The sequence below is a fragment of the Halomonas beimenensis genome, from assembly GCF_002549795.1.
GTDB lineage: Bacteria > Pseudomonadota > Gammaproteobacteria > Pseudomonadales > Halomonadaceae > Halomonas > Halomonas beimenensis.
The window spans coordinates 3795462-3817868 of the sequence record NZ_CP021435.1; the positions used below are offsets into that span (position 1 = coordinate 3795462).

Genomic DNA, 22407 nt, shown 5'->3' on the forward strand with positions numbered 1-22407 from the left:
TCAGTCGTCGGCGAGCATGATGTCGCGCAGCTTGCCCTCGTCGAGCACCACCAGGCGATGACGTTCGACGTTGATGGCGCCGGCTTCGCGCAGTCGCGCCAGCAGTCGGGACAGGGTCTCCGGCGTCATCGCCAGCTGCGCGGCCAGCCAGCACTTGGGAATCGTCAGGCGCACCACCCGCGGATCGCCGGCGCGGCCCGGGGGCAGCTGGCGCAGGATGTAGCTGACCAGCCGGGCCATGGCGTCGGCCTGGGTGAGCAAGGCCAGATCCTCCAGGCGCTCGGTCAGCTCGAGCGCCAACCGGCTCATGAACTCGGCCCGGCAGGCCGGCTGGGCGTCGAAGAGCTCGCGACAGCGCGCCGCGGGCATCGCCAGTACCTGGGTCCGACGCAACGACTCCGCCGAGTAGAGGTAGCTCCCCTCCCGGGCGACCATGCTCAGCTCCCCCAGGGGGCCGCCGCGCTCCACGCAACGGATCGTCGCCAGTCCGCCGTCGCCGGCGGCGCGCACCAGCCGCACCGCCCCGCTGATGACGATGTACAGCCAGTGGGCCGGGGCATCCTGGCGAAAGAGCCACTCGCGACTCTTCAGGGTGCGGACCCGCGAGTCCGCCAGCAGGCTCGCCAGGCCCTCGTCGTCGAGGCCCTGCAGCCAGGGCACGCCGCGGACCAGGTCGGTCAGCTGGCGGGGGCGCAGCAGCAGCTCAGTCGAGGAACTGGGTGACGGGACAGTAGCGGTAGGCATGGCCTTCCTCCACGGGAGTATCGGGATCGATGATCAGGTAGCCATGGGCCTGGCGGGCGGCGCTCAGCATGTGCGAGCCCTGGCCGCCGGCCAGGCGTGCCACCGGGACCTCCCCGGCCCAGTCCAGGACCACCCGCAGCAGCTCGCGGCGGCCGCGGGGCGCCGAGCGAGAGAAGCCGGCGCGCACCGGGAAGCGTTGCAGGGGCGGCGGGGTGCGGCCCTGGCGGCCCTGCACCAGCGGCAGGGCCAGGAACTGCCAGCCCACCAGGGAGGCCACCGGATTGCCGGGCAGACCGACCAGCGGTGTCCCCGTGGCCCGGGAGGCGCCCAGGTAGCCGAGCGCCACGGGCTTGCCGGGCTTGATGGCCACACCGTGGAAGACCAGGCCGCCCAGGAGCTCCAGCACGGAACGGACGTGATCCTCCTCGCCCACCGAGACGCCGCCGGTGCACAGCACCAGGTCGGCCTCGTCGCGTCCCCGGGTGAAGGCGGCCACCAGGGCCTCGGGGGTGTCGGGCGCCGCCCCCAGGTCGAGCACCTCGACGCCCTGGGCGGCGAGCAGGGCGCGCAGCATGGCGGCGTTGCTGTTGTAGACGGCGCTCGGCGTCCAGGCCTCGCCGGGTTCGATCAGCTCGTCGCCGGTGCTGATCAGCGCCACCCGGACCCGCCGGCGCACGGTCAGGCTCGCCAGGCCCTGCCCGGCCAGCTGGGCGATGGCGGCGGGCGTCAGCCGCGTCCCGGCGGGCAGCAGGGGCTCCCCCGCCTCGAGCTCCTCGCCACGACGGCGGATGTTCGCCCCGGGGGCGATGTCGCCCGGGAAGACCACCCGCCCCGCCCCGTCGAGCTCGACGCGCTCCTGGGGCACCACGGCGTCGGCGCCCCGAGGCACCGGCGCCCCGGTGAAGATCCGCGCGCAGCCCCCCTCGACCAGCCGCTGCACGCCGGCACCGGCGGGGATGCGCTGGCGGACCGGCAGTGCCCCGCCCTCGTCCCGGAGGTCCGCGAGGCGCAGGGCATAGCCGTCCATGGCGCTGTTGTCGACGCCGGGCTGGTCCAGCACGGCTCGTACCTCCTCGGCCAGTACCCGGCCCGCGGCCTCGTCCAGGGAGAGACGCTCGACGCCCGCCACCGGGGTGGCCGCGGCGGTCATCAAGGCCCGGGCATCGAAGAGGTCCAGCAGCCGGGCTCGGGAGACGGTGTCACACCCGCAGTTCATGCCTCGACTCCCGGCACGGGGGCCTCGGCCTGGCGGGAGGCGCAGCGCGGCGTCGCCGGCCGAACCATGGCGACGAAGTTGCAGGGTCGGGTGCGGGCATCCAGCTGCTCGGCCAGGATGCCGTCCCAGGCGGTGGCGCAGGCCCTGGGCGATCCGGGCATGGCGAATACCAGGGTGCGGTCGATCACCCCGGCCACGGCCCGGGACTGGACGGTGGAGGTCCCGATGCTCTGCAGGGAGAGGTGACGGAACAGCTCGCCGTAGCCATCGATGGCCTTGTCGAACAGCGGCGCCAGGGCCTCCGGGGTGGTGTCCCGGTCGGTGAAGCCGGTGCCACCGTTGACCAGCACGGCCTGGATGTCGTCACGCACCACCCAGGCGGAGATGACGGCACGGATGCGGTAGACGTCGTCGGGCACGATGCGACGCTCCACCAGGGCATGGCCGGCGCCGGTGAGGCGCTCGCCGAGCAGGTCGCCGCTGCCGTCCTCCTCGAAGCCTCGGGTATCGGACACGGTCAGCACGGCGATGCCCAGGGGGACGAAGGGGGCATCGGCGGAAACATGGGACATCAGGGCCTCCTCGCCGCCCGGCCGCGGGCGGCGTCTGCAGAATCATTCAGGGACTGACTTTCGAGGGGAAAAGTCGACGAGCGATGGCCAGACAAGGCGAGAATCGGTGAGAATGCGGAGTTTAGATGTGCCTAAATGAGCATTTCGATCCGATTCTCAACGCCGTATGGCCGAGCGCAGGCACTTTTCCACCGAAAGTCACTGCATCAGGGCGCTGGCACTGTCATCGTCCAGCTCGATGCCCTCCACGCCGATCTCCGCCTCCAACGCCAGCAGGTAGTGGCGCAGGGCCCGGCGGGTGGCCTGCTCCCGCAGGCTGTGGCGGACCCGCTCGGCGACCTCCTCGTAGGGCGGCTCACGGCCCTCCTCCCGGGCATCGATCGAGACCACGTGCCAACCGTAGCGGGAGGCCAGCGGCCGGCCATGCAGCCCCTCGGGCAGGTGCTGCAGGGCGCGATCCAGCTCGGGCACGGTCTGGCCGGGCACCAGCCAGCCCAGCTCCCCGCCGTCGTCCCGGGAGGGGCAGTCGGAATGGCGCTGGGCCAGCTCGGTAAAGCGCTGCGGGGCCTCGCGCAACTGCTGGATGAGCTTCTCGCCCAGCCGGTACCCCCCGTCGCGATGCCTGGCGTCGTCCGGGGCCGCCGCCAGCAGCACATGGCGAACCCGCAGCCGGGTGGGTTCGCTGAAGCGTGCCGGATGGGCGGCATGGAAGCGCCGGCAATCCGCCTCGTCGGGCTCGGGCACGTCCAGTTCCCGCTCCAGCAAGGCGGCGATGGAGGCCTCGACGTCGGCCTCCTCGTCCACCGCCAGGCCGAGCCGGCCGGCCCGCTGGCGCAGCAGCTCGCGCACCACCAGGGCCCGGGCCGCCTTGAGCTGGGCATCGCCGGCGCTGTCGGCGGGGTGGTACTGCATCTCCTGGGCGATGGCGGCCTGGTCGATGCGGGCCTCGCCGACCCGGATCGGGGGCGGCGCGGCGCTCCCCGGAATCTGCTCGATATCGATCTTCTGCATGGTCAATTCCTCGAATCTCTTCTCGGCCCGCCTGCGGTCACGGGCCGGTAAAGCCCGGCCCCGTGTCTGCTGGGTCTCAGCCCCGCTTGCGAACCAGCTGGTAGCGGCGGGTGATATAACCCAGCGGCACGCTCCACACGTGCACCAGCCGCGTGAAGGGGAAGAGCAGGATGATGGTCAGCCCCAGGAAGACATGCAGCTTGTAGATCCAGGAGACCTCGGCCATGTAGTCCGCGGCGCCGCCGCCGAAGAAGACGATGGCCTGGGCCCAGGCGGCCAGGGTCAGCATCATCTCGCCGTCCAGGTGGCCCAGGGAGAAGAACACCGTGGTGACGCCCAGCGCCGCCTGGAACACCAGCAGCGCCAGGATCAGGGTGTCCATCAGGCTCGAGGAGGCCCGGACCCGGGGGTTGGTGAGGCGACGATGCAGCAGCATGGCGCCGCCGGCCAGGCACATCACCCCGGCGATGCCGCCCACCACGATGGCGATCACCTGCTTGGTCCCGGCGCTGAGGAAGGGCGCATAGACCCAGTGGGGCGTCAGCATGCCGAAGAGATGACCGAAGAAGATCACGATGATGCCGATATGGAAGAGGTTGCTGGCCAGGCGCATGTTCTTCGACGAGAGCATCTGGCTCGAGCCGGTCTTCCAGGTGAACTGGCCCTGGTCGTAGCGCAGCAGGCTGCCGACCAGGAACACCGTACCGGCCAGGTAGGGGTAATAGCCGTAGATGAGGTGTTGCAGGTATTCGCCAAACATGACGGTTCTCCTTTAGCGATCGCTCACGGCGCGGGCGGTCGAGCCGCCGCCGGGCATGATCTTGACGGGGTCGCTCGAGACCTGGTGCTTGCGCTCGACCAGCCGGCGACCTTCCGCCGACTGCAGGGCGCAGTCCTGGTCGGAGGCGGCGGAGAAGCGGACCGCCTCCTCCTCCCAGACCGCGTCCAGGGCCTCGGGGGTGTCGTCCCGGGTCTCCTCCTTCACGGGCTCCCGGTGCGCGTCCACGTCCCCCTCGGCGCCGATCAGCGCCAGCAGGGCCAGGGGCGCCAGGGCGTGGTCGGCGTCGCGCTCCTCCAGTCGGGCGGTGAGCCTGGCCAGGATGTGGCGGATCTCGCCCAGCCAGCGGCCGATCTCGGCCTCGGGCCGCGTGGAGAGGTACTCCAGGAACAGCGGCAGGTAGTCGGGCAGCTCCCGGGCATCGATCTCGAAGCCGGCGGCGCGATACTCGGCCAGCAGGTCGACCATGGCCTGGCCGCGATCCCGTGACTCGCCGTGGACGTGCTCGAAGAGCAGCAGCGAGGTGGCGCGGCCGCGGTCGAAGAGCGCCACGTACTCGGCCTGGAGCTCCATCAGCTCGGCCTCGGCCAGGCGCTGGCACCAGTCCATCAGGGCGGTGCGCAGCGACGCAGACCAGCGCCGTTCGGCATCGAGGAGCTCGATCATCTCCCCGGCGGCGCCCTGGAGCGCCTCCGTGGGATAGTCCAGCAGCCGGGCCAGCACGCGCAGGCTCAGCATGTCGTCCGCCGGGGCGGTGGCGATGGGGGCGGTCTCAGCCATGACGGGCCTCCTCGGCTGTCTCATCGCGCCGACCCTCGCTCTGGGCGTGGGGATCGAAGACCTCCACCGACTTGACGAGGGTGGTGGTCTGCTTGCGGCCACCGAACAGGCTCTGGCCGGTGTCGCCGTGGCAACCGTCGCCGAAGCTGAAGCCGCAGCCGCCACGCTCGGGGAAGGCCTCGGTGGCCAGCTCCCGATGGCTGGTGGGGATCACGAAGCGATCCTCGTAGTTGGCGATGGCGAGATACCGGTACATCTCCTCCACCTGGGCCTCGGTGAGCTCGACCTCGTCGAGCACCGCGGCGTCGGCGGCGCCCTCCACGTGCTTGCCGCGCATGTAGAGGCGCATGGCCATCAGGCGCTTGAGGGCCAGCACTACCGGTTCCTCCTCGCCGGCGGTGAGCAGGTTGGCCAGGTACTTCACGGGGATGCGCAGCGACTCGATCTTCGGCAGCACCCCGTCGTACTCGACCTGGCCGGCCTCGGCCGCCGACTGGATCGGCGACAGCGGTGGCACGTACCAGACCATCGGCAGGGTGCGGTACTCCGGATGCAGCGGCAGCGCCAGGCCCCAGTCCATTGCCAGCTTGTAGACCGGGCTCTCCTGGGCGGCCTTGATCACGCTGTCGGCCACGCCGTCCTTCCGGGCCTGGGCGATCACCTCGGGGTCAAAGGGGTCGAGGAAGATCTCGCGCTGGCGGTGGTAGAGGTCACGCTCGTCCGGGGAGCTCGCCACCTCCTCGATGCGATCGGCGTCGTAGAGCAGCACGCCCAGGTAGCGGATGCGGCCCACGCAGGTCTCGGAGCACACCGTGGGCTGGCCGGCCTCGATGCGCGGGTAGCAGAAGATGCACTTCTCGGACTTCCCGGTCTTCCAGTTGTAGTAGATCTTCTTGTAGGGGCAGCCGGAGATGCACATCCGCCAGCCGCGGCACTTGTCCTGGTCGATCAGGACGATGCCGTCCTCCTCGCGCTTGTAGATCGCCCCGCTCGGGCAGGACGCCACGCAGGTGGGGTTCAGGCAGTGCTCGCACAGCCGCGGCAGGTACATCATGAAGGTGTTCTCGAACTGGCCGTAGATGTCGGCCTGTACCTGCTCGAAGTTGGCGTCGCGGCGGCGCTTGGCGAACTCGGTGCCGAGGATCTCCTCCCAGTTCGGGCCCCACTCGACCTTGTTCATCCGCTGGCCGGAGATCAGCGAGCGCGGCCGCGCGGTGGGCTGGTGCTCGCCCTGCTTGGCGGTGTGCAGGTGCTGGTAGTCGAAGGTGAACGGCTCGTAGTAGTCGTCGATCTCCGGCAGGTCGGGGTTGGCGAAGATGTTCGCCAGCACCCGCCACTTGCCGCCGATGCGCGGTTCGATGCGGCCGTCCTTGCGACGCAGCCAGCCCCCGTTCCACTTCCTCTGGTTCTCCCATTCCTTGGGATAGCCGATGCCGGGCTTGGTCTCGACGTTGTTGAACCAGGCGTACTCCACGCCCTCGCGGCTGGTCCAGACGTTCTTGCAGGTCACCGAGCAGGTGTGGCAGCCGATGCACTTGTCGAGGTTCAGGACCATGCCTACCTGGGAACGAATCTTCATTTCACGGCCTCCTGCTCATAGTCGTTGCCCTCGCCGTCCAGCCAGTCGATCTTCTTCATCTTGCGCACGATGACGAACTCGTCGCGGTTGGAGCCGACGGTGCCGTAGTAGTTGAAGCTGTAGGCCAGCTGCGCGTAGCCGCCGATCATGTGGGTCGGCTTGGGACACACGCGGGTGACCGAGTTGTGGATGCCGCCGCGCGTCCCGGTGACCTCAGAGCCCGGCATGTTCAGGATCCGCTCCTGGGCGTGGTACATCATCGCCATGCCGTTCTTGACCCGCTGGCTGACCACCGCCCGGGCGGCGATGGCGCCGTTGGCGTTGTAGAGCTCGATCCAGTCGTTGTCCTCGACGCCGATGGCGCGGGCGTCGTCCTCGGACAGCCAGACGATGGGCCCGCCCCGGGACAGCGTCTGCATCAGCAGGTTGTCGCTGTAGGTGGAGTGGATGCCCCACTTCTGGTGCGGGGTGATCCAGTTCAGGGCGATCTCCGGGTTGCCGTTGCCCTTGGGCTCGGCCAGGCTGACCGCCGCCTTGGTGTCGATGGGTGGCCGGTAGACCAGCAGGCTCTCGCCGAAGGCGCGCATCCAGGCGTGATCCTGGTAGAACTGCTGGCGACCGCTGACGGTGCGCCAGGGAATCAGCTCGTGGACGTTGGTGTAGCCGGCGTTGTAGGAGACGTGCTCGTCCTCGAGGCCGGACCAGGTCGGACTGGAGATGATCTTGCGCGGCTGGGCCACCACGTCGCGGAAGCGGATCTTCTCCTCTTCCTTGGGCTCGGCGAGGTGGGTGTGATCGCGGCCGGAGATCTTCGAGAGCGCCCCCCAGGCCTTCACCGCCACCTGGCCGTTGGTCTCCGGGGCCAGGGTGAGGATCACCTCGGCGGCGTCGATCGCCGACTCGATGCGCGGACGCCCCTTGGCCGGCCCCTCGGTCTTGACGTAGTTGAGCTTGCCGAGCAGCTCGACTTCCTTCTCGGTCTTCCAGCTGATGCCCTTGCCGCCGTTGCCCAGGTTGTCGAGCAGCGGGCCGACGGAGGTGAAGCGCTCATAGGTGGCCGGGTAGTCGCGCTTGACCTCGATCAGCGCCGGCATGGTCTTGCCGGGAATCGGCTCGCACTCGCCCTTCTTCCAGTCCTTGACCTCGGGCTGGGCCAGCTCCGCGGGGGAGTCGTGCTGATGCGGCAGGGTGACCAGGTCGGTCTCCTCGCCCAGGTGGCCCACGCAGGCCTTGGAGAAGGCCTTGGCGATGCCCTTGTAGATCTCCCAGTCGCTGCGCGACTCCCAGGCCGGGTCGGTGGCCGCGGTCAGCGGGTGGATGAAGGGGTGCATGTCCGAGGTGTTGAGGTCGTCCTTCTCGTACCAGGTCGCCGTGGGCAGCACGATGTCCGAGTACAGGCAGGTGGTGGACATGCGGAAGTCCAGGGTCACCAGCAGGTCGAGCTTGCCCTCCGGGGCCTGCTCGTGCCACTTCACCTCTTCCGGCTTCTGGCCGCCGTCCTCGCCCAGGTCCTTGCCCTGGATGCCGTGGCGGGTGCCGAGCAGGTACTTGAGCATGTACTCGTGGCCCTTGCCGGAGCTGCCCAGCAGGTTGGAGCGCCAGATGAACATGTTGCGCGGGAAGTTCTGCGGGTCGTCCGGGTCCTCGGCGGCGAAGGCCAGTTCGCCCTTCTTGAGCTGCTCGACGGCATAGTCCTTGGTGGACAGGCCCGCGGCCTCCGCGGCCTTGGCCAGGCGCAGCGGGTTGGTCGCCAGCTGCGGGGCGGAGGGCAGCCAGCCCATGCGCTCGGAGCGCACGTTGAAGTCGATCAGGCTGCCGGAGTAGTCGGCCGGGTTGGCCAGCGGCGAGAGGATCTCCTTGACCTCGAGCTTCTCGTAGCGCCACTGGCTGGAGTGGTTGTAGAAGAAGGAGGTGGAGTTCATGTGCCGCGGCGGTCGCTGCCAGTCCAGGCCGAAGGCCAGCGGCAGCCAGCCGGTCTGCGGGCGCAGCTTCTCCTGGCCCACGTAGTGGGACCACCCGCCGCCGCTCTGGCCGATGCAGCCGCACAGGATCAGCATGTTGATCAGGCCGCGGTAGTTCATGTCCATGTGGTACCAGTGGTTCATCCCGGCACCGACGATGATCATGGAACGCCCGTGGGTCTTGTCGGCGTTGTCGGCGAACTCCCGGGCGATGCGCAGGCACTGCTCGGCGGGCACGCCGGTGATCTTCTCCTGCCAGGCCGGGGTGTAGGGCTTGACCTGATCGTAGGAGGTGGCGCCGTCGTCCTCGCCGAAGCCGCGATCGATGCCGTAGTTGGCGCACATCAGGTCGAACACGGTGACCGCCAGGACCTCGCTGCCGTCGGCCTTGGTCAGGCGCTTGGCGGGCAGGCTGTGGAACAGCAGCTCGTCGCTGGCGCCGCCGCTCTTCACGTGATCGAAATGCTCGTGGGCGATGCCGCCGAAGTAGGGGAAGGCCACCCGGGCCACCTCGTCATGGGCCTCGGCCAGGCTCAGCCGCGGCTTGATCTCGTCGCCCTCGGCGTTGCGCGACTCGAGGTTCCACTTGCCCTCCTCGCCCCAGCGGAAACCGATGGAGCCGCGGGGCACCACCAGCTGGTCGCGGGTCTCGTCCCAGGCCACGGTCTTCCATTCGGGGTTGTTGTCCTGCCCCAGGCCGTCGGCGAAGTCGCTGGCGCGCAGCTGCTTGCCGGGTGCATGGCTGCCGTCCTCCCGGGCCTCGAGCTCGACCAGGAAGGGCATGTCGGTGTAGCGCCGCACGTAGTCGGTGAAGTAGGCGCTGGGCTTGTCGAGGTGGAACTCCTTGAGGATGACGTGCCCCATGGCCATGGCCAGCGCCGCGTCGGTGCCCTGCTTGGCGGACAGCCACTCGTCGGTGAGCTTGGAGACCTCGGCGTAGTCCGGGGTGATGGAGACGGTCTTGGTGCCCTTGTAGCGCACCTCGGTGAAGAAGTGGGCATCCGGGGTGCGGGTCTGGGGCACGTTGGAGCCCCAGGCGATGATGTAGCCCGAGTTGTACCAGTCGGCGGACTCCGGCACGTCGGTCTGCTCGCCCCAGGTCATCGGCGAGGCCGGCGGCAGGTCGCAGTACCAGTCGTAGAAGCTCATGCAGACCCCGCCGATCAGCGACAGGTAGCGGCTGCCGGCGGCGTAGGAGACCATCGACATGGCCGGGATCGGCGAGAAGCCGATGATGCGATCCGGACCGTACTGCTTGGCGGTGTAGACGTTGGAGGCGGCGATCAGCTCGTTGAGCTCGTCCCAGTCGGCACGCACGAAGCCGCCCATGCCCCGGGCCCGCTTGTACTGCTTGGCCTTGGCCGGGTCCTCGACGATGGAGGCCCAGGCGTCCACGGGATCGCCCTTGGCCGCGAGGGCCTCGCGCCACAGCTTGAGCAGGGGCTTGCGCACCAGGGGATGCTTCAGGCGGTTGGCGCTGTAGATGTACCAGGAGTAGCTGGCCCCGCGCGGGCAGCCCCGCGGCTCGTGGTTGGGCAGGTCGGGCCGGGTCCGGGGATAGTCGGTCTGCTGGGTCTCCCAGGTGACCAGGCCGTTCTTGACGTAGATCTTCCAGCTGCACGACCCGGTGCAGTTCACCCCGTGGGTGGAACGCACGATCTTGTCGTGCTGCCAGCGCTGGCGGTAGCCGTCCTCCCAGCCCCGGGACTCGCCGCGGAGCTCGCCATGGTCGTTGGCGAAGGGCTCGCGTGCCTTGCGGAAGAAGTTCAGCCGATCGATGAAGTGACTCATGGTCGCTCTCCAGGCTCCTCGAATTGATGCGTGACCCCTCGGTCACCCGTCCTGCGCCGTCGCCTTCACGGCCAGGGTCGCTGGAGCCGATTCTGGGTGATCGCCACGCCGATTACTGCCTGGTTACCTCCATATACCTCGCCGCTACCCCCAAGGGGATAGGCAGGCCTTTCGCCTGGGGATAAGCCCCTGGCGGGAGGGGCGGAAGGCGGCAGGAACAGGCTCGGTCCCGCCGCATCCGAAGGCTTGCCGATGGCGCAGCGGAGCCGGATGCCCCAGGGGGTAGCCTTCCGTGCGGACGTTCTCTTCGGAGCCGGTCCGGCGCATCGGCGATGGCGCCGCCGACGCCCGGACCAGGCCGAGGCATATCGCCAAGCGGAGCTGCGTTCCCACGTCAGCCGGGGGTGTGACGCTAAATCTGCGAAGTCAGGGGCGAGGGCCGCGGGCATGATCGGCGAGCATCACCAGCATGCAGGCCACCAGGGCGGCGTAGAGGAACATGAAGCCGGCGGTGGACAGCCCTGTCCAGGCGCTGCCGAGCACGAACACCGGCGGCAGCAGGGCGGCGAAGAGCCCGCCCAGGGTCAGGGCCAGGCCGGCCACCAGGGCCATGTCGTCACCGTGGTCCCGATGGATCAGTCGCATCAGGCTGCCCAGGCCCAGGCCCATGGCCAGCCCCATCAGGACGAGGAGCAGCTCGAACCCCCAGAGGGGGGCGTCGTAGCGCAGCGCCAGGGGACCATGGACGCCATGGATCACCATCTCGAAGGGGGGGTAGGAAAGCAGGAAGAGACAGACCAGCACGAAGGCACTCACCCACCAGCGCAGGCTGCGGAAGTCGCGGCGATCGGCCAGGGCGCCGCCCAGCACCTGCCCCGCCCCGACCGCCAGCGGGAAGGGCAACGCCCAGAGGGCCGCGGCCTGCAGGGAGAGGCCGTAGCGGGCCGTCAGTTCGCCGGGCAGCCACAGCGCCAGGCCGACGAAGGCCCCGAAGAAGAAGCCGTAGGTCACCGCCAGCCGCCACAGCGTCCAGTCCTGGAGGCGGCGCAGCCCGGCGGACAGCGCCGCCGCCAGGCCCGGTTCGCGCCCGGACCGCGGGGCCTCGGCGTCGTCGGCGAACAGCCAGAGCAGGCCCGCCACCAGCACGACCGGCAGCAGGTAGAGCAGCGGCGCGACCCGCCAGCCATAGGCCTGGCTGACCAGCGGCAGCAGCAGATAGCCGAGTCCCGCGCCGACCATGCCCGCCCCGTAGAGCCCCAGGGCCAGGCCCACATGCCGGGAGGGCCCCAGCCTCGCCACGTGCACCAGCCCGGCGGCCAGCGCCCCGGCCCCCACGCCCATCCCCAGGCCGGCCAGCAGGAACTCCGGGTAGTGCCGGGCATGGCCGATCCACCACAGGAAGGGACAGATCACCAGCAGGCAAGCGAGCATGACCCGGCGTCCCCCCAGCCGCCTGGCCAGCAGGGCCGCCGGCAGGCTGGCGAGTGCCCCGGCCAGCAACGGCATGGCCAGCAGGCCGGCGAAGGCCAGCGGGGGCAGCGCCAGGTCGCGCCGCAGCTCGAGGCCGAGCACGGCGAACAGGGTCCAGCAGGCGAACACCAGCGCGAAGGCCAGCGGCGAGAGCACCACCACCACCAGGGCACGATAGCCCAGCGGCGGCGACGGCTCGCCCTGGCGCTCCGGCACGGGCACTCCTCCGGGAACGAGGGCGGAATCGGCGCGTTTCATGGTCGGGACTCACGGGACGATACCCGAATTCTCGTGAGCGCCGGGAGGGGCGTCAAAAGGGCATGGGAGGTATGCCTTTGAGGGAGCGACACCTACCTACTAGGGTATAGTGGCATTCAGGAGCCACGATTCGTTGAATGGTGGGCGGTCGCCACACCGGCGATGCCCCCTCGTAACACCGCTCCTGCCCACGCTTCGCGTCCTCCCGGAGGTCCCATGAAACTGCTCCAGCGTTCCCTGGTGGCTCGGATCATCGGCTCGCTGCTGGCGATCAGCGCCATGGCGCTGGTGAGCATCGCCGTGACCGCCTGGATCGCCGGCAGCAGCCGGGGCGACGCCGCCGCCATCAACCTGGCCGGCTCGCTGCGCATGAACACCTATCAGGTCGTCGCCGCCCTGCAGCGCTATGACCGGGCGCCGAGCGCCGAGCGCCGCGATCGCGTCGAGACGCTGGCCGAGCGCTTCGCCGAGCGCCTCGACAGTCCCGACCTGACCGGCGCCCTGCCGGGGGCCGAGGGACACCGCTTGCTGACCCAGTATCACCGACTCGAGGCTCGCTGGGCCGGCGAGCTGGCACCGCGCGTCGTCGAGGCCGTCGCCGGCGGGGACGCCGCGATCCCTCCCCTGACCCGCGAACTGGAGGGGCTGGTGGACGAGATCGATCGCCTGGTGAGCCTGCTCGAGCAGAACAGCGAGGCCAAGATCCAGCTGCTCGGCGCCCTGCAGATCCTCTTTTTGGCGTTGACCGTGGTCGTGGTGGCCATCGCCCTCTACGACATCCGCTACAACCTGGTTCGGCCATTGCACCAGCTGGTGGTCCAGGCCCGGGAAGCCGGCCGCCGCAACTTCGGCTACCGCACCCGACTCTCGGGGAGCGACGAGCTGGCCCTGCTCGGCCGGACCCTGGACACCATGGCCACGGAACTCGGCGCCAGCTACGCCGAGCTCGAGGCCCGGGTCTCGCACAAGCAGCGTCAGCTGGCCCGCAGCAACGAGGCCATGCAGATCCTCCATGACGGCAGCCGGGCCCTCTACGGCGGGGGCAACGATCTCTGTGCCAGTGCCGCCCCCATGCTGCGTCGTCTGGAGGATCTGCTGGGGATCGGCCCGATGGGACTGGCGCTTCACGATCCCTATGACCAGCGCGAGGTCCCCATCCTGGCGACCCATTCCCGGTCCCGGCCCACCTATTGCCGGGACCACGACTGCCATGCCTGCCTGCTCGATCCCGAGCCGCTGTCGCTGGCGGAGAACGACGAGGCGGAGTGCCTGCTGCTGCCGGTCAGCGTCGGCGACACCCTGCTCGGTACCCTGGAGGTCTGGTATCCCCGGGACACCGGCCTCGACGACAGCACCCGACGCCTGCTCTACACCCTCACCGACCAGCTGGCCACGGCGGTCTACCTGCAGCGGCGCATCGAGGAGGAGCAGCAGGTGACGCTGATGAACGAGCGCACCATCATCGCGCGGGAACTGCACGACTCCCTGGCCCAGTCGCTGTCCTACCTGAAGATGCAGGTCGCCCGGCTCGAGCGCATGCAGGCCAAGGAGCTCCCGAGGGAGACCCAGGCGCCGGTGTTCGACGAGCTGCGCACCGGGCTCGACAGCGCCTACCGTCAGCTTCGCGAACTGCTCACCACCTTCCGGCTGCGCCTCGATGGCCCCGGCCTGCAGAGCGCGCTGCGCCAGACCACGCTGGAGTTCAGCGAGCGCCTGGGCTTCCCGGTCGAGCTGTTCTTCGACGTGCCTCCCCACCTGCTCAACCCCAACGAGGAGATCCATGTCCTGCAGGTGGTGCGCGAGGCCCTGGCCAACGTGCACAAGCATGCCCGGGCCCACTGGGCCGCCGTCACGGTGCGCTTCGCCGAGGCCCGCCTCGAGGTGATGGTCGAGGACGACGGCATCGGGCTGGAGGATGACACCTCGCCCCCCATGCACTATGGCCTGGTCATCATGCGCGACCGCGCGGATACCCTGGGCGGCGACTTCCAGGTGCGCAATCGCCAGGCCGGCGGTACCCTCGTCTCGGTCGGCTTCACGCCCCAGACGGCTAGACTGATCACCCAGCAACCCGCCTAGGAGGATCCGGACTCATGGCTGCGCCCGATGTCGCTCGGCGTCTTCCTCCAGGTGGCCCGCTCATTCCTCGACAGGGACCCACAGGATGACCCGCACCGCCCAAGACAGCGCCTCGATCCTGATCATCGACGACCATCCCCTGCTGCGCCGTGGAGTCACCCAGTTGCTCGAGCTGGAGGATGACATGACCCTGGCCGGCGAGGCCGGCGAACCCGAGGAAGGGCTGCGCCTGGCGAAGGCGCTCGACCCCGACCTGATCCTGCTCGACCTCAACATGCCGGGCATGGACGGCATCGAGACCCTCAAGCGACTGCGCGAGGACGGTTTCGCCGGTCGCATCGTGATGTTCACCGTGTCCGACCACGAGGAGGACGTGGTGGCCGCCCTGCGCGCCGGGGCCGATGGCTATCTGCTCAAGGACATGGATCCGGACGACATGGTCCACCAGCTGCGCCAGGCGGCACTCGGCCGCATGGTGATCAGCGACAGCCTCACCGCCCTGCTCGCCGAGGCGCTGCGCAACCAGCGCAGCCAGCCGGCCACCCCCGATATCCACAGCCTGACCCAACGGGAGCGGGAGATCCTGCGCGAGCTCGCCGCGGGGCTGTCCAACAAGCTGATCGCCCGCAAGCTCGACATCACCGAGGGCACGGTCAAGGTCCACGTCAAGCACCTGCTCAAGAAGCTCAACCTGCGCTCCCGGGTCGAGGCCGCGGTGTGGGCCGTGCAGGAGGGTGTGGACAAGTAGGCCGCCCGACCGTCTGACGCATCGATCGGGCGACGCCCGGGGTTCTGTGTGGATACCTCCAATGCCCCCGGGCGTCGCCCGAGGGCTCCCCCACCCCGGGCCCGGTTCGGCTAAGCCCTTGATATGGCGGGCAAGCGACGCCTACCCCCGACTACCCCTCTAGTGGTATCCCGCTGTTTTCCTGGCATTTTCAGCCCGTTTCGCCAGTCCTGTCCCCGGCGTATCTTTCGCTGCAAAGCCCCATGACGGGGCCCACCGAAAGACCATCAAGGGGGACACACCATGAGCCGAGAGAGTGCCGATTCCGCCCGCTGGGAAGGCGAGCCGAAGCGCCCGCCGGGCCGGGCCAACGCCGACCTCGACCACTGGGACGTCGAGGATCCGACGTTCTGGGAACGCACCGGACGGCGGATCGCCAATCGCAACCTGTGGATCTCCATCCCCAGCCTGCTGATGGGCTTCGCCGTCTGGCTGATGTGGGGCATGATCACCACCCAGATGCGCAACCTGGGCTTTCCCTTCACGGTGGACCAGCTGTTCACCCTGACCGCCATCGCCGGCCTGTCCGGGGCCACCCTGCGCATCCCGGCGTCCTTCATGATCCGCATCGCCGGCGGGCGCAACACCATCTTCCTGACCACCGCCCTGCTGATGCTGCCGGCGCTCGGCACCGGGGTGGCGCTGATGAACCCGGGCACGCCCTTCTGGGTCTTCCAGGCGCTGGCGCTGCTCTCGGGGATCGGCGGCGGCAACTTCGCCAACTCGATGAGCAACATCTCGACCTTCTACCCGAAGAAGCAGCAGGGCTATGCGCTGGGGATGAACGCCGGCCTGGGCAACTTCGGCGTCACCACCATGCAGATCCTGATCCCGCTGGTGATGACCGTCGGCCTGTTCGGCGCCCTGGGCGGCGAGCCGATGGAGCTGCAGAAGGCCAGCGGCACCCTGATCGGCCGCATCGAGGCGGGCACCGACACCTGGATCCAGAACGCCGGCCTGATCTGGCTGGTCTTCCTGATTCCGCTGGCCTTCGCCGGCTGGTTCGGCATGAACAACATCCGCGCCATCACCCCCAACCCCGGCTCGCCCCTGCAGGCCTTCGGCAAGATCCTCGGCCTCTACGGCGTGGGCCTGATCACCGCGGTGATCGGCGTGGCGGCCCTGGGCTGGCTCAACATGTGGCTCGCCCTGCCGCTGACCATCGCCCTGACCCTGGGCCTGCTGCGGCTGATTCCCGGTGACATCAAGCCCAACATCCAGAAGCAGTTCGCAATCTTCTCCAACAAGCACACCTGGGCGATGACGGTGCTCTACATCGCCACCTTCGGCTCCTTCATCGGCTTCTCCGCCGCCCTGCCGCTGTCGATCACCGTGATCTTCGGCAACATGATGGAGGTGGCCGCCGACGGCACCGTCACCCGCGTGGCCAATCCCGACGCCCCCAGCGCCCTGACCTGGGCCTGGATGGGGCCCTTCGTCGGCGCCCTGATCCGCCCGGTGGGCGGCTGGATCTCCGACAAGGTCGGCGGCGCCATCGTCACCCAGGCCATCTCCGTGGTGATGGTCCTGGCCTCCGCCGCGGTGGGCTACGTGATGATGCTGGCCTACAACGCCACCGACCCGAACCAGTACTTCTGGATGTTCCTGCTGCTGTTCATCGTGCTGTTCGCCGCCAGCGGCATCGGCAACGGCTCCACCTTCCGCAGCATCGGCTTCATCTTCGACCTGCAGCAGAAGGGCCCGGTGCTCGGCTGGACCTCCGCGGTGGCCGCCTACGGCGCCTTCATCGCCCCGCGGGTGATGGGCGAGCAGATCAAGGCCGGCACCCCGGAGATGGCCATGTATGGCTTCGCGGTCTTCTACGCCCTGTGCCTGGTGGTCAACTGGTGGTTCTACCTGCGCCGCAACGCCTACGTGAAGAACCCCTGAGCCGGGCGACACCCACCCCGCCACTCACGACCGGGCCCCGCGGCCCGGTCGTCGCGGTTCACGCCCCGGCAGGACGCCGAAGGGGGCAGGCCCGACCTACCTCCAAGGAGATAGGCCTGGAATATCAAGGGGTAGCGGCAGCGCAGACTTGATACACGTCAATATCCTCCGTCCCCCGCCTGCCAGTCTGGAAGACGACCATTCATGCATCGCCGAAGGAGGCTCGACATGAAACACCTCGAGGGGGTGACCCGGCCACAGCAGATCCGGGCGCTGACACTCAGTACCTTGGCGTTCACCACCTGCTTCGCGGTGTGGACGATCTTTTCCATCATCGGCATCAAGATCAAGCAGGACCTGGGCCTCAACGAGACCCAGTTCGGCATCCTGGTGGCCACCCCGATTCTCACCGGCTCGATCAGCCGGCTCTTCCTCGGCATCTGGACCGAACAGTTCGGCGGTCACCGGGTGTTCAGCGTGCTGATGCTGGTCACCGCGGCCTGCGTCTTCCTGCTGTCCTACGTCGAATCCTACGCGATGTTCCTGGTCGCCGCCCTCGGCGTGGGCCTGGCCGGCGGCTCCTTCATCGTCGGCATCGCCTACACCTCCTACTGGTTCGAGAAGGAGAAGCAGGGTACCGCGCTGGGCATCTTCGGCGCCGGCAACGCCGGGGCCGCGGTGACCAACTTCGCCGCCCCCTTCCTGCTGCTGGCCCTGGGCTGGGAGCAGACCGCGGTGGTCTACGCCATCGTGCTGGCGGTGGTCGCCGTGGGCTTCTGGGTGTTCGCCAAGGAGGACCCGCTGACCCGCGCCCGGCGCGGCGCGGGCGGCAAGGCCACCTCCGCCAAGGCGCAACTGGAGCCGCTGAAGTACCTGCAGGTGTGGCGCTTCGCCCTCTACTACTTCTTCGTCTTCGGCGCCTTCGTCGCCCTGGCCTCCTACCTGCCGCGCTACTACGTGGGCGCCTATGACGTCAGCATCGCCGTGGCCGGGTCCCTGGCCGCCCTCTACACCCTGCCGGCCAGCGTCTTCCGCGCCCTGGGCGGCTGGCTGTCCGACCGCTACGGCGCCCGGTCGATCATGTACCTGACCTTCATCGCCTCGCTGGTCTGCCTCTTCCTGCTCGCCTATCCCGAGACCCATTACGTGGTGGAGGGCAAGGAGGGCCAGATCGCCTTCTCCCTGGCGATGCCGCTGTGGGGCGTGGTGGTGCTGACCGTGCTGCTGGGCTTCTTCATGTCCCTGGGCAAGGCCGCGGTCTACAAGCACATCCCGGTCTACTATCCGGAGAACGTGGGGTCGGTGGGCGGCCTGGTCGGCATGATCGGCGGCCTGGGCGGCTTCTTCCTGCCGATCATCTTCGGCGCGGTGCTCGACCTCACCGGCGTCTGGACCAGCTCCTACATGGTGCTCTTCGTGCTGGTGGCCGTGTCGCTGCTCTGGATGCACGGCGCCATCCGCCGCATGGAACGCCGCCGCCTGCCGGAGCTCGGTGAGGAACGCTACCGCTACCTGCCGGAGATCCAGGATGTCGGCAACCGTCCTCCGCTCCGTGACGAGCGGGCCGCGTCATCGGCGCGACCGGGCCACGAGGCCGGGGCCTGATCCCCGTCCCCGACGCCGTGAATGCCGCCTGCGGGCGGCATTCTTGTTTCCGCCTGCCGACTTGATCCAGGACAGGGACGATCCTGGCTCCGATCGCATAAAGTGCCATTTCAAACACTTCTTCAAGGAGGTGCGCCATGCCCGCTCATCTCGCCGACGCCCCGGCCACCCTGCAGAAGTCTCCCGGACGCGGCACCGCACTGATCGTCTATGGGCTCTTCCTGGGCAGCGTCATGGCGGTGATCACCGCCCCGCTCGGCGCGGTCATCGCGCACCGGCGTCGGGGCCGGGTGGCCGGCTGGATCGACAGCCACCTGCGCTTCCAGATCCGCACCTTCTGGCTCGGCGCCGCGGGCGGCGCCCTGGGCCTGGGCGCCTGGCAGCTGCTGGGATGGCTCGGCCTGCCCGCCGCCGTGTCCTGGAGCTACGGCTATCTGTTCTTCACCGCCTGCCTGGCCTGGATGGTGGGCCGCTGCGGCGTCGGCCTCCACCGCCTGCTGGCGAACCGGCCCATCGCCCACCCGGAGAGTCTCGCCTTCGGCGGTGCCGCCGTCACCCTGGAGGGCTGACGGTGTCGGAGGCCCGCCCCCACGGCGATGGGCTGCCGAATCCCGGCTGGGGACCGTTCGCCGCCCTGCCCGGCAATCCCTTGATGTGGGTGCTGATCCTCAGCGAACTGCTGGTCTTCGCCGCCTTCTTCGCCCTGTACGCCTGGCAGCGCGCCGCCGCCCCGGCCCGGGTCGACGCCGCCCAGCGCCACCTCGACCCGCTGATGGGCGGGCTCAATACCCTGGTGCTGCTCACCAGCGGGCTCGCCGCCGCCCTGGCCGTGGAGGCCATCGCCGCCGGCCGGCGACGCCACGCCCGCCGCTGGCTGGGCGCCGCCCTGGGGCTCGGCGCGGTCTTCTGCACGATCAAGGGGCTGGAGTACGCCGACAAGCTGGCCGCCGGCCTCACCCCGGAGACCAACCTCTTCTTCGGCTTCTACTATGGCCTGACCGCCTTCCACTTCGCCCACGTGCTGTTCGGGATGGCGCTGCTGGCACTGGTGACCTGGCGCCTGTCGACGGACAACGTCGAGACCGCCGCCGCCTTCTGGCACCTGGTGGACCTGATCTGGATCCTGCTCTACCCGCTGCTCTATCTCTTGCGCTAAGGGCGCTCTCCTTTGCTGAAGGCGCCCTGCGTCGCCGACGTCGCTCCGATGAGGTAACCATGACGACACTGCCCGGCGCCCGCCGCCTGCTCATCGCCTGGGCCACGCTGATGGTCCTGACGCTGGTCTCCATGCTCTCGGCACGCCTGGAGGAAGCGGCCCAGTGGCAGGCCCTGCCGCTCTGGTCGGCGGGCCTGGTGCTGCTGGCCACCGCCTTCAAGGCGCACCGGCTGCTGATGGTCTACCTGAACCTGCGCGCCGCCGGCTCCGCCTGGCGGGGTGCCTTCGTCGGGCTGCTGGCCCTGACCCTGGCGCTGATCGCCGGCGGTTACCTGGCCGCGCGCTGGGGGATCTCGCCCGGCTAAGGGCCGTCCGGTGGCGGCGGTGTGCGAGCCCAGGCCTCCAGGCCCCGGCCCAGCCACAGCAGGCCGTAGACCGCCACGGGCACCGCCAGCATCAGCGCCACGCCCCAGTCCCGGGTATGGATCCCCCAGGCCAGCGGCAGCGTCACCGCGGTGGCGGCGAGCAGCCAGGCCACCACGGCCAGGGCGAGTCGGACATGGGATGGCATGGCGAACCTCCTCGGGGATGCCTCAGGTGGCGATGATCTGGCGGTAGATGCCCGGCAACGCCAGCGACAGGTGCTCGGGACGCTGCACGATGGCGTAGCCCCCGCGGCCGAACAGGTGCGGCAGGTAGCGCCCCGCCTCCCGGTCGATGGTCACGCCGAACACCCGCACCTCCTGGCGCCGGGCCTCGAGCACCGACTTGCGGGTGTCCTCGATGCCGTAGCGCCCCTCGTAGTAGTCGGTGTCGTTGGGCTTGCCGTCGGTGAGCAGCAGCAGCAGGCGGTGCCGGTTGGGCCGCTCGGCCAGTTCGCGGGTGAGGTGACGGATGGCCGGGCCCATGCGGGTGTAGTGGCCGGGCCGCAGGGCCGCGACGCGCCGCTCCACCCGCTCGCCCATGGGCTCGTCGAAGCCCTTGAGGGTGTTCACCCAGACCCTGTGGCGTCGCTGGGAGGTGAAGGTGTGGATGGCGTAGTCGTCGCCGCAGCCGGCCAGGCCGTGGCCGAGCGCCAGCAGCGCCTCCTTGGCCACGTCCAGCACCCGGCGGTCCTCCAGCCAGGCCTCGGTGGACAGCGAGACATCCACCAGGATCGACACCGCCAGATCCCGGGCCTGGGCGCGGCTGTCCAGGTAGCAGCGGTCGCTGGCCTCGCCGGTGGCGGCCAGGTCGCAGCGCGAGCGGATCAGCGCGTCCGTGTCCAGCTCATGACCGTCGAGCTGGCCGCGCAGGGTCTCGCGCCTGGGCCGCAGCGCCTCGAACTCGCGCCGCACCCGGCGGATGCGGCGCCGGCTGGTCTCGTCGAGCGACCAGGCCTCTCCCTCTTCGTCCTGGAGACCGCTGATCACCACGCAATGGTCGGGCAGGTAGGCCTGCCGACGATGGTTCCACTCCGGATAGGTGTGTCGCCCGCGAAGCCGATCGCCGACGGCCTCGCCCGGCGCCAGGTCGAGGTCGAGCTTGAGCCGCGAGCCGGCCCGCTTGCGATGCGGGCTGAGCACGATCTCGTCGATCTGGTCGGCGGCCTGGCGCGCCTCTTCCTCCTCCTCGTCCTCCACGTGCCGATTGAGGTTCACCATCTCGGCCCAGGAAAGCATCTTCTCCGAGGCGTTGAGGATCAGCGGATCGTCCCGGTCGGCCTGATCCTGTTCGCGACGGTCGGCCCGGCGCTTGCCATGATCGTCCTCCCGGGCATCCGGCGACAGTCCCGGAACCTCGTCCTCCCCCGCTTCGGGGCGACTCGCCTCCCGGGTGCCCAAACGCTCGGCCCGGCCCCACAGCGGCACCGGCAGTGGCGGCCGATAGCCCCGCGGCGCCTGGAAGCCCGCCAGGTCCAGCGTCTCGTCGACGACGACGCGGTGCATGGCCCCGGCCCAGCCGTCCGTCGGCGGCGCCTCGCCGAGTTCGGCCCGCAGCGCCGCCTCCAGCGCCGCCTCCAGGGGAGGCAGCCGCCGGCGCCAAGGGCGGATTCCCAGCAGGGCCCGGCACAGCCGGGCATGGCGCGCGGCGAGGCCGGGGAAGCGGGCCAGGGCCTTCCCGGTGGTGCGGCGAGCCTCGCGCAGCCTCAGCAGGTCGGCCTGCAGCGGATCGTCCGGCGGCTCGATCGGCCGCGCCTCGGCCAGGTAGGCGGTGAGCCAGAGATAAAGGTCCCGGTTCAGGGCCGCCTGGTCGAACAGGGCGATGCGGGGCGGGAGCAGCAGGTGCTCCTCGTCGCGGCGCGCCTGGTCGAGCACCTCCTCGTCGAGGCCGAGGCGCTGGCGCAGGCTCAGCCGATGGGCGGAGGCCCGGGCGGCGATGGCCCCCACCTCGATGCCGGCCTCGCCGCCGCCGGCGCGGAAGAAGACCCCGAGCACGGGGCGCAGCGTCTCCAGCCGCACCGCCGCCTCGGGGTGGTCGGGGTAGCTCGCCGCGCCTGAGGCCCAGCGGTGCCAGTGCCGGCCGACGAACTCCTCGACCTCCAGAAAATCGAGCATCTAAACGCTCCTCTTCACCACCGGACGCAAGAGACAAGAGATGAGCTTTTCCGGCGCCAAGCCCCGGTGTGCCGGACCATCGCGAGGGCGCTGTGAACCCTCCCTGGGCGCTACTTTTGCCCTGCGGCGCTCTCGCATCCTGCGCCGCTTGCAGGGCCGGTGTTGGCCATCCATGGCCAACCCGTTCGGCGGA

The 22407-nt window shown here is 69.6% G+C and carries 18 protein-coding genes; 7 read left to right on the forward strand and 11 right to left on the reverse strand.

The features are described 5' to 3' along the window. The 9 genes from BEI_RS17680 to BEI_RS17720 all read right to left on the reverse strand — a co-directional run bounded on the left by BEI_RS17680 (position 1) and on the right by BEI_RS17720 (position 12160). Positions 1 to 744 carry a Crp/Fnr family transcriptional regulator gene (locus BEI_RS17680; RefSeq protein ID WP_097790735.1) on the reverse strand — a complete coding sequence of 248 codons (744 nt, stop codon included), beginning with the start codon at positions 742 to 744 and terminating at the stop codon, positions 1 to 3. Beyond that, positions 704 to 1960, reverse strand: coding sequence for a molybdopterin molybdotransferase MoeA (locus BEI_RS17685; protein ID WP_097790736.1), 1257 nt, complete (start codon positions 1958 to 1960; stop codon positions 704 to 706). Before BEI_RS17685 ends, BEI_RS17680 begins: the two co-directional genes overlap by 41 nt. Then, positions 1957 to 2532, reverse strand: a complete 576-nt coding sequence (gene moaB, locus BEI_RS17690; RefSeq protein WP_097790737.1) for a molybdenum cofactor biosynthesis protein B — start codon at positions 2530 to 2532, stop codon at positions 1957 to 1959. Before moaB ends, BEI_RS17685 begins: the two co-directional genes overlap by 4 nt. 198 nt (positions 2533 to 2730) lie before the next feature. Beyond that, on the reverse strand, positions 2731 to 3543 hold the full coding sequence (locus BEI_RS17695) for a peptidylprolyl isomerase (protein ID WP_097790738.1): 813 nt from the start codon (positions 3541 to 3543) through the stop codon (positions 2731 to 2733). Positions 3544 to 3619: 76 nt separating this feature from the next. Then, positions 3620 to 4303, reverse strand: a complete 684-nt coding sequence (gene narI / locus BEI_RS17700) for a respiratory nitrate reductase subunit gamma (RefSeq protein WP_097790739.1) — start codon at positions 4301 to 4303, stop codon at positions 3620 to 3622. 12 nt (positions 4304 to 4315) lie between these two features. After that, positions 4316 to 5101: a nitrate reductase molybdenum cofactor assembly chaperone gene (gene narJ, locus BEI_RS17705; RefSeq protein WP_097790740.1), complete on the reverse strand. Its 786-nt coding sequence runs from the start codon at positions 5099 to 5101 to the stop codon at positions 4316 to 4318. After that, positions 5094 to 6680 carry a nitrate reductase subunit beta gene (gene narH / locus BEI_RS17710; protein WP_097790741.1) on the reverse strand — a complete coding sequence of 529 codons (1587 nt, stop codon included), beginning with the start codon at positions 6678 to 6680 and terminating at the stop codon, positions 5094 to 5096. Before narH ends, narJ begins: the two co-directional genes overlap by 8 nt. Continuing rightward, positions 6677 to 10432 (reverse strand): nitrate reductase subunit alpha, encoded by a 3756-nt coding sequence (locus BEI_RS17715; RefSeq protein WP_097790742.1) that lies wholly within the window; start codon positions 10430 to 10432, stop codon positions 6677 to 6679. The genes narH and BEI_RS17715 overlap by 4 nt, the downstream gene beginning before the upstream one ends. Positions 10433 to 10858: 426 nt before the next feature. Further along, positions 10859 to 12160 carry an MFS transporter gene (locus BEI_RS17720; RefSeq protein WP_097790743.1) on the reverse strand — a complete coding sequence of 434 codons (1302 nt, stop codon included), beginning with the start codon at positions 12158 to 12160 and terminating at the stop codon, positions 10859 to 10861. Between the two features lie 216 nt (positions 12161 to 12376). On the opposite strand from BEI_RS17720, the gene BEI_RS17725 reads away from it, so the two are divergent. The 7 genes from BEI_RS17725 (at position 12377) to BEI_RS17755 (ending at position 20042) form a co-directional block, all read left to right on the forward strand. Beyond that, a complete protein-coding gene (locus tag BEI_RS17725; RefSeq protein WP_097790744.1) occupies positions 12377 to 14239 on the forward strand; it encodes a histidine kinase in 1863 nt (620 codons plus the stop codon). Between the two features lie 85 nt (positions 14240 to 14324). After that, complete coding sequence (narL, locus tag BEI_RS17730; RefSeq protein WP_097790745.1) at positions 14325 to 14987, forward strand: two-component system response regulator NarL; 663 nt, start codon at positions 14325 to 14327, stop codon at positions 14985 to 14987. A 282-nt stretch (positions 14988 to 15269) separates the two neighbouring features. Beyond that, a complete protein-coding gene (locus BEI_RS17735) occupies positions 15270 to 16916 on the forward strand; it encodes an MFS transporter (RefSeq protein ID WP_097790746.1) in 1647 nt (548 codons plus the stop codon). A gap of 228 nt (positions 16917 to 17144) precedes the next feature. Further along, complete coding sequence (locus BEI_RS17740) at positions 17145 to 18521, forward strand: MFS transporter (RefSeq protein ID WP_097790747.1); 1377 nt, start codon at positions 17145 to 17147, stop codon at positions 18519 to 18521. Positions 18522 to 18658: 137 nt separating this feature from the next. After that, the gene (locus tag BEI_RS17745) at positions 18659 to 19090 is read left to right on the forward strand and encodes a DUF4870 family protein (RefSeq protein ID WP_097790748.1); all 432 of its coding nucleotides are present in this window, start codon (positions 18659 to 18661) and stop codon (positions 19088 to 19090) included. A gap of 2 nt (positions 19091 to 19092) precedes the next feature. Beyond that, the gene (locus BEI_RS17750) at positions 19093 to 19677 is read left to right on the forward strand and encodes a cytochrome c oxidase subunit 3 (RefSeq protein ID WP_227644512.1); all 585 of its coding nucleotides are present in this window, start codon (positions 19093 to 19095) and stop codon (positions 19675 to 19677) included. Positions 19678 to 19736: 59 nt separating this feature from the next. Continuing rightward, positions 19737 to 20042: a hypothetical protein gene (locus tag BEI_RS17755; RefSeq protein ID WP_097790749.1), complete on the forward strand. Its 306-nt coding sequence runs from the start codon at positions 19737 to 19739 to the stop codon at positions 20040 to 20042. On the opposite strand, the gene BEI_RS17760 is transcribed toward BEI_RS17755, so the two are convergent. Together BEI_RS17760 and BEI_RS17765 are read right to left on the reverse strand one after the other, a co-directional pair. Then, on the reverse strand, positions 20039 to 20248 hold the full coding sequence (locus BEI_RS17760; protein WP_097790750.1) for a hypothetical protein: 210 nt from the start codon (positions 20246 to 20248) through the stop codon (positions 20039 to 20041). The genes BEI_RS17755 and BEI_RS17760 overlap by 4 nt on opposite strands. Positions 20249 to 20270: 22 nt before the next feature. Continuing rightward, on the reverse strand, positions 20271 to 22214 hold the full coding sequence (locus BEI_RS17765) for a nitric oxide reductase activation protein NorD (protein ID WP_097790751.1): 1944 nt from the start codon (positions 22212 to 22214) through the stop codon (positions 20271 to 20273). Positions 22215 to 22407 lie beyond the last annotated feature (193 nt).

Bases quoted from the DNA above. Each gene is read 5' to 3' on its own strand.
- narL (WP_097790745.1), top strand. From the start codon at position 14,325: ATGACCCGCACCGCCCAAGACAGCGCCTCGATCCTGATCATCGACGAC.
- narI (WP_097790739.1), bottom strand. From the start codon at position 4,303: ATGTTTGGCGAATACCTGCAACACCTCATCTACGGCTATTACCCCTAC.
- BEI_RS17740 (WP_097790747.1), top strand. From the start codon at position 17,145: ATGAAACACCTCGAGGGGGTGACCCGGCCACAGCAGATCCGGGCGCTG.
- BEI_RS17745 (WP_097790748.1), top strand. From the start codon at position 18,659: ATGCCCGCTCATCTCGCCGACGCCCCGGCCACCCTGCAGAAGTCTCCC.
- BEI_RS17715 (WP_097790742.1), bottom strand. From the start codon at position 10,432: ATGAGTCACTTCATCGATCGGCTGAACTTCTTCCGCAAGGCACGCGAG.
- BEI_RS17695 (WP_097790738.1), bottom strand. From the start codon at position 3,543: ATGCAGAAGATCGATATCGAGCAGATTCCGGGGAGCGCCGCGCCGCCC.
- BEI_RS17735 (WP_097790746.1), top strand. From the start codon at position 15,270: ATGAGCCGAGAGAGTGCCGATTCCGCCCGCTGGGAAGGCGAGCCGAAG.
- BEI_RS17685 (WP_097790736.1), bottom strand. From the start codon at position 1,960: ATGAACTGCGGGTGTGACACCGTCTCCCGAGCCCGGCTGCTGGACCTC.
- BEI_RS17720 (WP_097790743.1), bottom strand. From the start codon at position 12,160: ATGAAACGCGCCGATTCCGCCCTCGTTCCCGGAGGAGTGCCCGTGCCG.
- BEI_RS17765 (WP_097790751.1), bottom strand. From the start codon at position 22,214: ATGCTCGATTTTCTGGAGGTCGAGGAGTTCGTCGGCCGGCACTGGCAC.
- BEI_RS17760 (WP_097790750.1), bottom strand. From the start codon at position 20,248: ATGCCATCCCATGTCCGACTCGCCCTGGCCGTGGTGGCCTGGCTGCTC.
- narJ (WP_097790740.1), bottom strand. From the start codon at position 5,101: ATGGCTGAGACCGCCCCCATCGCCACCGCCCCGGCGGACGACATGCTG.
- moaB (WP_097790737.1), bottom strand. From the start codon at position 2,532: ATGTCCCATGTTTCCGCCGATGCCCCCTTCGTCCCCCTGGGCATCGCC.
- BEI_RS17755 (WP_097790749.1), top strand. From the start codon at position 19,737: ATGACGACACTGCCCGGCGCCCGCCGCCTGCTCATCGCCTGGGCCACG.
- BEI_RS17725 (WP_097790744.1), top strand. From the start codon at position 12,377: ATGAAACTGCTCCAGCGTTCCCTGGTGGCTCGGATCATCGGCTCGCTG.
- narH (WP_097790741.1), bottom strand. From the start codon at position 6,680: ATGAAGATTCGTTCCCAGGTAGGCATGGTCCTGAACCTCGACAAGTGC.
- BEI_RS17680 (WP_097790735.1), bottom strand. From the start codon at position 744: ATGCCTACCGCTACTGTCCCGTCACCCAGTTCCTCGACTGAGCTGCTG.